Source organism: Fusibacter ferrireducens (genome assembly GCF_015352425.1).
Lineage (GTDB): Bacteria > Bacillota > Clostridia > Peptostreptococcales > Acidaminobacteraceae > Fusibacter_A > Fusibacter_A ferrireducens.
The window spans coordinates 1-9,100 of the sequence record NZ_JADKNH010000032.1; the positions used below are offsets into that span (position 1 = coordinate 1).

General features: G+C 30.6%; 12 protein-coding genes. 4 read left to right on the forward strand and 8 right to left on the reverse strand.

Going from position 1 to position 9,100, the window contains the following annotated elements; translation table 11 throughout:
- Positions 1–208: 208 nt before the first annotated feature.
- The 6 genes from ISU02_RS23440 to ISU02_RS23465 all read right to left on the reverse strand — a co-directional run bounded on the left by ISU02_RS23440 (position 209) and on the right by ISU02_RS23465 (position 5,033).
- Complete coding sequence (locus tag ISU02_RS23440) at positions 209–1,180, reverse strand: hypothetical protein (RefSeq protein ID WP_194704296.1); 972 nt, start codon at positions 1,178–1,180, stop codon at positions 209–211.
- A 285-nt stretch (positions 1,181–1,465) separates the two neighbouring features.
- The gene (locus ISU02_RS23445; RefSeq protein WP_194704297.1) at positions 1,466–2,434 is read right to left on the reverse strand and encodes a hypothetical protein; all 969 of its coding nucleotides are present in this window, start codon (positions 2,432–2,434) and stop codon (positions 1,466–1,468) included.
- Positions 2,435–2,566: 132 nt separating this feature from the next.
- Complete coding sequence (locus tag ISU02_RS23450; protein WP_194704298.1) at positions 2,567–3,043, reverse strand: NUDIX hydrolase; 477 nt, start codon at positions 3,041–3,043, stop codon at positions 2,567–2,569.
- Positions 3,044–3,459: 416 nt separating this feature from the next.
- Positions 3,460–4,245: a hypothetical protein gene (locus ISU02_RS23455; RefSeq protein ID WP_207736525.1), complete on the reverse strand. Its 786-nt coding sequence runs from the start codon at positions 4,243–4,245 to the stop codon at positions 3,460–3,462.
- Between the two features lie 99 nt (positions 4,246–4,344).
- Positions 4,345–4,692 carry a type II toxin-antitoxin system RelE family toxin gene (locus ISU02_RS23460; RefSeq protein ID WP_194704300.1) on the reverse strand — a complete coding sequence of 116 codons (348 nt, stop codon included), beginning with the start codon at positions 4,690–4,692 and terminating at the stop codon, positions 4,345–4,347.
- The gene (locus tag ISU02_RS23465; RefSeq protein ID WP_194704301.1) at positions 4,692–5,033 is read right to left on the reverse strand and encodes a type II toxin-antitoxin system Phd/YefM family antitoxin; all 342 of its coding nucleotides are present in this window, start codon (positions 5,031–5,033) and stop codon (positions 4,692–4,694) included. Before ISU02_RS23465 ends, ISU02_RS23460 begins: the two co-directional genes overlap by 1 nt.
- A 403-nt stretch (positions 5,034–5,436) precedes the next feature.
- Here ISU02_RS23465 and ISU02_RS23470 point away from each other — a divergent pair, with 403 nt between their 5' ends.
- From ISU02_RS23470 to ISU02_RS23485, 4 genes are all read left to right on the forward strand, one after another.
- Complete coding sequence (locus ISU02_RS23470) at positions 5,437–5,643, forward strand: type II toxin-antitoxin system HicB family antitoxin (protein WP_194704302.1); 207 nt, start codon at positions 5,437–5,439, stop codon at positions 5,641–5,643.
- Complete coding sequence (locus tag ISU02_RS23475; RefSeq protein WP_194704303.1) at positions 5,643–5,870, forward strand: type II toxin-antitoxin system HicA family toxin; 228 nt, start codon at positions 5,643–5,645, stop codon at positions 5,868–5,870. Before ISU02_RS23470 ends, ISU02_RS23475 begins: the two co-directional genes overlap by 1 nt.
- Before the next feature lie 268 nt (positions 5,871–6,138).
- The gene (locus ISU02_RS23480) at positions 6,139–6,378 is read left to right on the forward strand and encodes an AbrB/MazE/SpoVT family DNA-binding domain-containing protein (protein ID WP_194704304.1); all 240 of its coding nucleotides are present in this window, start codon (positions 6,139–6,141) and stop codon (positions 6,376–6,378) included.
- Positions 6,378–6,716 carry a type II toxin-antitoxin system PemK/MazF family toxin gene (locus tag ISU02_RS23485; RefSeq protein WP_194704305.1) on the forward strand — a complete coding sequence of 113 codons (339 nt, stop codon included), beginning with the start codon at positions 6,378–6,380 and terminating at the stop codon, positions 6,714–6,716. The genes ISU02_RS23480 and ISU02_RS23485 overlap by 1 nt, the downstream gene beginning before the upstream one ends.
- A gap of 166 nt (positions 6,717–6,882) precedes the next feature.
- On the opposite strand, the gene ISU02_RS23490 is transcribed toward ISU02_RS23485, so the two are convergent.
- Positions 6,883–8,007: a tetratricopeptide repeat protein gene (locus ISU02_RS23490; protein WP_194704306.1), complete on the reverse strand. Its 1,125-nt coding sequence runs from the start codon at positions 8,005–8,007 to the stop codon at positions 6,883–6,885.
- A gap of 153 nt (positions 8,008–8,160) precedes the next feature.
- A partial coding sequence (locus tag ISU02_RS23495; RefSeq protein WP_207736526.1) for a hypothetical protein occupies positions 8,161–9,100 on the reverse strand: 940 nt, incomplete at its 5' end.

Genomic DNA, 9,100 nt, shown 5'->3' on the forward strand with positions numbered 1-9,100 from the left:
AGATACCGTTTCTGATCAAGTTTTTTCAATAATTAAAGTTTATTTCTCCACCATGTCGGTTCCCATTTCAGGATAACGTTCCCGCAGTTTCCGACGTTCCTTCCTTTTAACGCCTTAGCGGGAAAAGTGGCGCAGCACTTGCCTCGCAAGGGCTGTGACATCAGAAGGAATGTAGGAAAATGTCGTGTTATGCGAAGGAGGATGAATATTAAAGTTGTTCTTCTTCAATTTCGATCTGTTGTTTAATAAAATCCATATCAAGTGTTTTCTTTGTATGTTTCATTAATATTGAATCATATTGTTTTTTTATATAAGTACCATTTTTTGCCCCAAATATATTTTTAAATAATAGTTCTGGATTATGTCCAATAAAAGAATGATCCATAATACTCTTTAGTCCTTTATCAAAAGTACAAAACAAGTAAATATCCTCTTCATTATAGTCATTCCAGAAAAAGGTACTCCAAGATGATAAATAGCATAAATCCCAGGCTTGATTTTTACACGCTTTTTTTATACTTTTCTTATCAGTTTGGGTTCTTATAAGAGGTTTTATCTTATTTGAAAATAGTAAAGCTGAATATACTAACGTTAATCCAGAAATTAGTACATTTTCCTCCATCCATTTAAAATAAACAAGAAATTTTTCATATCCTTTTAACATAAGTTGATCAATATTTTGCATTTTTAAAGTCATTAAATATTGAAATACATAATGGTCAGGTTCAATTTCGAAATTGCTTTGAGAATCCTCATTTACAATTAATGGATTTACATTTCCTAAATTTATAAGTTTTATCCAGTCATCTGGTTCATAATTATTGAATGCACTCTTAAATATTGAATTTTCAATATTTGATTTTGTATTATTACCACTTGAGTGACAATACTCTAGTAAAGCTAATCCACCAGTTCCATTTATTCGATTGAACTGCATCCAAAACATCAAACTAGCTATATCAACTTGAAGTTCTTTATTATTTAAATAACCATTTTTGCATAATTCTATTAAGTTTGTATATATATTTCTATCAAAAATACAAATATAATTTTTGCCATAATAACTTGTAAAATCAAGTTTACCATTTGGGGATATTTGCGGGTGATATACTATTTTTCTATTAACAATTCTCTCAGTTGCTCTCTTGATATCATTCTCATGAATCTTATACACTTTCATTAATTCTTCCTCTTTTGCATAACGTTCCCGTGATTTCCGACGTTCTCCCCTTTTACGCCTTAGCGAAAAAAGTGGCGCAGCGTTTGCCTCGCAGACGCTGTGACATCGGGGAGAATGTAGGAAATCAACGTGTTATATGAAGTCTATTTTTTCTTTTGCAACGAGTAGATTTGTACAATCAGACTCAACATTGCAATCAACATCATGATAATATCCATATGTCCCTCCAAATTATTTATTTGAAAGATCTTTCATATTTATATTACCTAATTATTCTCATGTTTATTAAGGAACTAAATCAAGATTTTCTTTTATTTTTCTCATATTTCTAAACAATTTTAAATTAATTTTATCTTTATCTCCATACCAAATTTTATCATTTACAATTGACTCTCTTCGGTATAAATTCCAAGCTTCTAGATTAGTATCAATTTCTAACTTCATATTGTTTTCCACAAAATGTTTAAAAATTTTGTCCATAATTGACTTTCTTATCTTATGAAGAAATACAATTTCAATTAAGCTATTCTTATCTTCAATTCTATTAAGATAGTATTCAAATAAATTTAGGAATCTAAACTGGCCATAAAATATGTTTGAATATACTAAAAGTAAAAATACGTAACTTTCAATATTATTTATCCCTTCATTAATTGATAAAAACTCACCAATCCTATAGATTCGTTCTAAACAGCATTGTAATTCTAGTTGATAATACTCAATACATCTTTCAAACTTATTTTCCAATAAATCAAAATCGTTATATATTAACTCCAGTTGACTATAGTACTCTATAAGCTCCTCATTCTTCACTTTACGATTATTGAACAATCTATTCTTTCTTATTTGAATAAATAATGAGTATTTATCATTTTTCAATAATTGATTATAATCCATTGAGCTAATATTATGTCCCTCAACTTTTTCAGAAATATTATTCATATGGTTTAATTTAATATTATGATCTGCATATAAAGAACCACCTCCACCGGCACTTATTGCATGTGTATCTTGATATTGTCGTGTATTATTATAAAGTTTATTTATTCCACGATACCGGTTTTCCTCTACAGTATTTTGAGTATGATTTCTCAAAGAGAAAGTTTCTTCATTATCCAAAAAATACTTATACGTAATTTCAAAAAAAACATGTTCAAAAAACTTTTCACAAACGTACTCATTATTAATATTATTTCTCTTAAGTTCAGTGGATACAATTTTGTACAAATGTACTTTTAATTCTTTAGTAGTCATATTTTCTCCTAAAAATAGATTTTATATAACGTTCCCGCGATTACCGATGTCACTCCTTTTCCCTTAGGAAAAGTGGCGCTGTCCTTGCCTCGCAAGGGCTGTGTCATCAGAGTGATTTAGGTAATCGGCGTGTTATAAGATGGTTTTCAATATTCCATTTTGGCTCTTTTTTATGTACTCACTGATTATTGGCAATACGGGTTCACTTATATTCTTTGGAATATCATCAATCTTATAAAATTTAGCATCCCGCCCCTCAGATTTCTCTACTTTTATTTCGCCTTTATAGGATTTACATAGATAGGTCACTGTCACATTATAAACTTCATTCCCATCTGGATATTTATAATATAGCTGTTCACCTGAATATACATTGAAAAGTTCTAGTTCAAGACACTCAATGTTTATTTCTTCTAGTACTTCTCTACGAGCTGTTTCTTCCATACTTTCGCCTAATTCCATCGCCCCACCTGGAAGTCCCCACCAATCTCTGTCAGTCCTATGATGAAGTAAAATTTCATTTTCTTCATTAATTATTATGACATTAGCTCCACACATTATGATCGGCTGCGTCCCAATGTATTTTCTTAAACTCGATATATAGTCCAATTTTATGCCCCACCTCATTCAACTTTTTTCCGATTCATTTTCCTAAATATAAAACTGAAAGAATTTCTAAATCAACTACAATTTGTACAACCTACAATACTTCCGATAATATCTATAAGTATATTGAAAACTTTCTTCTAACGTTCCCGCAGTTTCCGACGTACCTTCCTTTTAACGCCTTAGCGGAAAAAGTGGCGCGGTACTTGCTTCGCAAGAACCGTGTCATCGGAAGGAATGTAGGAAAATGTCGTGTTAGAAGATCGTTAAGCAAATACTATATGACTCTACTTAAGGTCCGTTCCCCTTCTTTCCAAGACAATTCTCCAATTCTATTCGAATAATAATTCTCATCTAGTTTAAACTTGATGTTTTGAACATATATTGGTGGCTTAGGGACTATTTCTTTAAGATTTTTTTTAATTTTGTTTAATCTGAAAAGTATCTATCATTCCAGACCCGGCACTATTAACTCCTTTGTCCCATAGTAAGTATGTCTTCCCATTTATTTCAAATCCAATGTTAATTTTAGCTTTCCACATCATTTCTATATCCTTGTCACATGTGATTAGTGGTTTCATAGTTCCTGCTATACAATCTTTCAACTCATATTTTTTAATTAGTTCAATCCAATTAGTCGATATTATTTGTAGCAATCTGAACATTGAGAAAACATGTTTTTTATCATGTTTTTCAATATCAATCAAGTAAACTATATCGTTTTCAATCATTATGAATAGTAACTCATCAGATCTATTTTTTTTCATTTCTCTAGAATTCTTTGCCTCTTTCTTATTTATGTGAACATGGAAAATACCCCATTGCAAAAGAAGTACATCGTAAAAATCACTTCGGTATATGCTTCTACTAAGATGTCCATTTATATTTTCCCCCTTTCTAATTTTATTTTGTATATAAACTAATGCTTCTTTTGTACGAAAATCAATTAAGTTTTCTCTAATTTTTTTGTTTAATTCTTTTGATACTAAAATTTCCCTTCGTTTTGGTGAAATCCACTTCTTCCTTAAATTTATGTAGTCAATGATTTTGTCATTAAAACTCGAATTTATTTTGTATGAAATGTTATTATCCTTGTAAAATTTCTCTATCTCAGTTATCATACATTTTTCAAACATTGATATAGTTTCCTTTCTGTCAATTAGTTGCTTAATGTCTTCTAACGTTCCCGCGATTACCGAAGTCACTCCTTTTGACCCTTAGGGCAAAAGTGGCGCTGTCCTTGCCTCGCAAGGGCTGTGACATCAGAGTGATTTTGGTAATCGACGTGTTATGGGTTGGAGCGATCAAAATATATCTTCATGAACTTCTTTCCCATATTTTTGTTTTCTTTTTTCTGCTTCTTTATAACTTTCGTCATCTGCTCTTAATGAAACAACAATTATGTTCATTACATTTTTCTGCCTTACTATTGTATATACGACTCTAATCCCTATTCCTCTATATTTAATTTTAAAAAATCCTGTCAGTTCAGTTGCATTATGGCTTCCTAGCGGTTTTCCATATCCACCTTCACTTTGTGGTAATGGATTTTGGCTCACTTTTTTTATTCCCGCTAAAACTTGCTTTGCAATACTGTTATCCAATTTTCTTAAATCTCTTTTCGCCTCTTCACAAAATTTTACTTCCCACATTATTCAATATCCACGCTTTCAACAAGTTCATCTATCTCAGAATCAGTTATTCCAATTTCTTCCATAACTACTTTTAGACTCGTATATTCATCATGATTATTCTCACTAATTCGTTTTGTTGCTATCAATAATAATTCCAATTCTTCACGTGTTTCCATCAAATTATTATACTCATCGACTGATAAAATTACTGCTTGTGGTCTATTATTTTTTACAACAATGTATTGATCTTTGTTTCTTTCCACGTCTTGAATAACTTTTGAAGCTTTTCCTCTTCCTAAGTCCGATACTGATATAATATGGTCAAGGGCATTTCTTAAATCTAAATTTTTTGCAATCATAATTTTCACCTCTTCTAATACTATTGTATCACATTTGCATGTAAATTTGCATGCAAATCATGTGATGATATTATGGATTTTATGTAACGGTTTGCTTATTAGCTCTTTCCCATAACGTTCCCGCAATTACCGATGTTCATCCTTTTCAACCTTAGGGGAAAAGTGGCGTGGAATATGCGTCTGCTCTATATGTAATTCGACACTTATTTGTCATTTCCTTCCATGCTTCTCATTGAAAAATCCATCTGCATCTTCCATGACATCAGATGAATTTCTGGTAATTGACGTGTTATCGGAAGTTCTGAACTAGATCATGTTAATTACCATTCTTCAATAATCTTCATTTTCTCATACATTGATGATATAATGTGTATAGGGATACCATATATAAAGAGGTGATATTATGTTAGTTAAAATAACAGCTATAATTCAAAAAGAAGAAGATTGGTACGTTGCTAAATGTGTTGAAAATAATGTAGCTTCACAAGGAAAAACTATTGAAGATGCCATTTCAAATTTAACTGAAGCTGTTCAATTATATTATGAAGATGATGATGCAATCATTGAAAATCATCAAACACTAATAACTACATTGGAGGTTGCTATCTAATGGGTTCAAAGTATCCAATATTGACTCCAAAGGAAATTATTCGAGCTTTAGAAAAAATAGGATTTCAAAAAGTTTCCCAAAAAGGAAGTCATGCCAAATATAAAAATCAATCATTCCCTGTCCGTGTTGTTATAATTCCAATTCATTCTGAAATTGCTAGAGGCACTTTAAAAAGTATTTTAGAACAAGCAAATATTTCATTAGATGATTTTTTAAATCTTTTATAATTTTGTCTCTTTAATTTAAGGAGACATTTTTTTATGTTCTGGTTTTCCGATAACGTTCCCGCTATTACCGAAGTCACTCCTTTTGACGCCTTAGCGGAAAAAGTGGCGCAGCACTTGCCTCGCAAGGGCTGTGACATCAGAGTGATTTAGGTAATAGTCGTGTTATAGGATGAATTTTGCATTTCATTCCTATTTAGATTATAAACTATTGCTTTGGGTATATACATAGTATATACTAATAGTATTATATAATTTGAAAGGAGTCCATATGTTAGCGAAAGTCCAAAAATGGGGAAATAGCCAAGGAATACGAATTCCTAAATCAATTCTTGATACTGCAAATTTCTCAGCTGATGAAGAAATTGACATTAAAGTCGTTGATGGAAAAATAATTTTAGAGCCAGCTAAAAGACATAAAACACTAAAAGAGAGACTTAAAAATTATGACGGTGACTATCAATGTTCCGAATGGGATACTGGAGAATCTGTCGGCAGAGAGGTGCTGTAATGTCATATATTCCAAACCAAGGAGATATAGTCTATTTAGATTTTGATCCACAAGCAGGGCATGAACAAAAAGGTCGTCGTCCGGCTCTTGTTGTTAGTAATTTCACATATAATAAACTAACTAGAATGGCTCTAGTCTGCCCAATTACAAACACAAACAGACATTTTCCGTTGCATGTAGCTCTAAATTCCAAAACTAGAACTTCTGGTTTTATAATGTGTGAACAGGTTAAAGCCTTAGACATTAACTTTAGGAATGCCGAATTTTTTGAACATCTGCCTGCCGATGTAATGCAAGAAGTATTTGATATCATATATGGAATAATCGAAATCGAGTAAATCTCGGTTTTTTTCTTTTTTCGCAAAATTTTTCCTATAACGTTCCCGCACTTACCGAAGTCATTCCTTTTGACCCTTAGGACAAAAGTGTCGCATCCCTTGCCTCGCAAGGGATGTGACATCAGAATGATTTCCGGTAAGTGACGTGTTATGAGAAGTTTAATGATTATTTAAAATACATAATACCTTCATCCAAAAGATTTTTTTCTTTTTCTCTTTCAGCATCTCTATTTTTTATTGCACTAGATAGTCTATTAGAATTATATTCACTACTATTGTCTATATTAACTGCAAGTTTTAAATACTCTATTGCTTCGGAATAAAAACCTTTGTTATTATATAGATTCCCAATATTTGCAATAATCCATGCTTCTTTGTCAGAAAGTTTATGTGCACGCTTATATGCTTCTAACGCTAAATCATCCAAGTTTAACATTAAATATTGATTTCCAAGCAAACATGTCATTGTAGCTTCAAGATAGTCTAATCTGATTAATGTCTTATATAAGTAAATTGCCTCAGAATATTGTTTATTTAAACTTAACTCATTAGCAAATATAGCAATATGACTTGACTCAAGTTTCCCTAATTTATAAGCATTTAAGTATATTTCAAGCATTTTATCAATTTGCTTTTTTGATTTATATAATTGTGCAAGTTTATTAAAATACTCAGAATTTTGAAAAGAAACATCTAATTTCTCTTCAAGAATTTTTATTGCTTTCTCAATCTCATGTAATTCAAGATAAAATTCTGAATATGAAAAAGCAACTTGTCTTTTATTGCTTGCCACACTTAGTCCAGACTCAAAAATTTTGGATATCTCTATTTCACTGCCTACGCCTATTAAACTTTTTGCATACCAAATATATATATCAGCGTTATTTGGATGGTTCAAAATCATATTTTCAAAATATCCTTTAATTTTTGTAGAATCAATTTTTGATAATATAAAACCTTTGATCGCTTCCGTTTCAATTTTTTGAGAACTATCTTCAATTGTTTGAATGTATTCGGATATTTTATTAAAAGAATCACTAAATTTTTTTTCTAATAACAATTCAAACCACGTTTCTTCCTGATAAACTGTGCTCTCTTCTATGAGTTCTTCAAAATTATTTTCTTCATGAATTTGTGACCCTTGAAATATCGCTTGAACTTTTTTGGGGCCATTTTCAAAAGTAAAGCTAATCAATTTTGTCAGAATATGAGATAAAGGTTTTTTAAATATTATTAATATAAATATTATTGTAGCAGATTTAATTATAAGTTTTATGATTTCGTCGTTCATAAGCTCTCCTTTAATTATTAAATTTCTCATAACGTTCCCGCAGTTACCGATGTTCATCCTTTTGACCCTTAGGTCAAAAGTGGCAGAGCGCTTGCCACGCAAGTGCTGTGACATCAGATGAATTTCCGGTAATTGTCGTGTTAGATGAAGTACTTATTTATTCCATTTGAAAATACTTTTAATTTTATTAATAATTAACTTACTTTCAATACTTTCTTTTTCACTTCGTAAAGATTCAAATTCTGTTTTAGAATTCTCAATCTTTTGATTTAATAATATTTTCTCTGATTTTAAACCATCAATTTGACTCATAAGAGTTTTTTTATCATTAGTTGAATTAATCTCTTTTTCTTCAAGTTTAATTTTCAATTTTTTTATTTCATCTTTTAGATATATATTTTCTTTTTTCACTCTATAATAATCAGATTCTGGGTCTGATATCAATTGAGCATATATTTTATTTTCAAACATCTTCTTCATCTCACTTATCTTTTTATTAAATAAATTCTCATCACCATAGTATTGTTCTAAGTCCCAAGAAGAAGGTATTGAAACTTCTGCAATTGGCACTCCAATTTTCTTTAAATCAATCTTTTTCTGATACTCAGTCTTATGGCTTACATAAATTTCTATTGCTAAAATTCCAAGCCATTTTTCAAAATAATAAAATGGTTCAGATTTCTCAAATTCGACAAAAATATCAACAATATATTGATTACTATCTGTATCAATACGGTATTCTGTATATGCCTCTTTTACGAAGATTCTAATATCCTTATCATTTACAATAAAATTGAGCTCATGTAATTCTGAAATCATCTCTTTTATATATTCATGAGTAATTGATTCTCCATCACCAACGTTACGATCTTCCAAATTGCAATATTGAAAGAACGGATTTGGTTTCCTATTATCCCGTCCATTGTAATGTATCATTTCTTTAACATCATTAATATTATGATGTGTACTATAGTGAATATTCTTTTCAAATAGACCACCGGGTCCGGTGGGTGTTGACCACCCAATCCGGAAAATGGAACCAGAGGTTCCGGTGGTGAGATCAATTTGATTATTTATTTTGTTTAAGCCCGTA

What these genes read in the sequence shown, in the direction of transcription:
- ISU02_RS23445 (WP_194704297.1), bottom strand. Translation starts at nt 2,434, where the DNA reads ATGACTACTAAAGAATTAAAAGTACATTTGTACAAAATTGTATCCACT.
- ISU02_RS23465 (WP_194704301.1), bottom strand. Translation starts at nt 5,033, where the DNA reads ATGATTGCAAAAAATTTAGATTTAAGAAATGCCCTTGACCATATTATA.
- ISU02_RS23440 (WP_194704296.1), bottom strand. Translation starts at nt 1,180, where the DNA reads ATGAAAGTGTATAAGATTCATGAGAATGATATCAAGAGAGCAACTGAG.
- ISU02_RS23475 (WP_194704303.1), top strand. Translation starts at nt 5,643, where the DNA reads ATGGGTTCAAAGTATCCAATATTGACTCCAAAGGAAATTATTCGAGCT.
- ISU02_RS23490 (WP_194704306.1), bottom strand. Translation starts at nt 8,007, where the DNA reads ATGAACGACGAAATCATAAAACTTATAATTAAATCTGCTACAATAATA.
- ISU02_RS23480 (WP_194704304.1), top strand. Translation starts at nt 6,139, where the DNA reads ATGTTAGCGAAAGTCCAAAAATGGGGAAATAGCCAAGGAATACGAATT.
- ISU02_RS23485 (WP_194704305.1), top strand. Translation starts at nt 6,378, where the DNA reads ATGTCATATATTCCAAACCAAGGAGATATAGTCTATTTAGATTTTGAT.
- ISU02_RS23470 (WP_194704302.1), top strand. Translation starts at nt 5,437, where the DNA reads ATGTTAGTTAAAATAACAGCTATAATTCAAAAAGAAGAAGATTGGTAC.
- ISU02_RS23460 (WP_194704300.1), bottom strand. Translation starts at nt 4,692, where the DNA reads ATGTGGGAAGTAAAATTTTGTGAAGAGGCGAAAAGAGATTTAAGAAAA.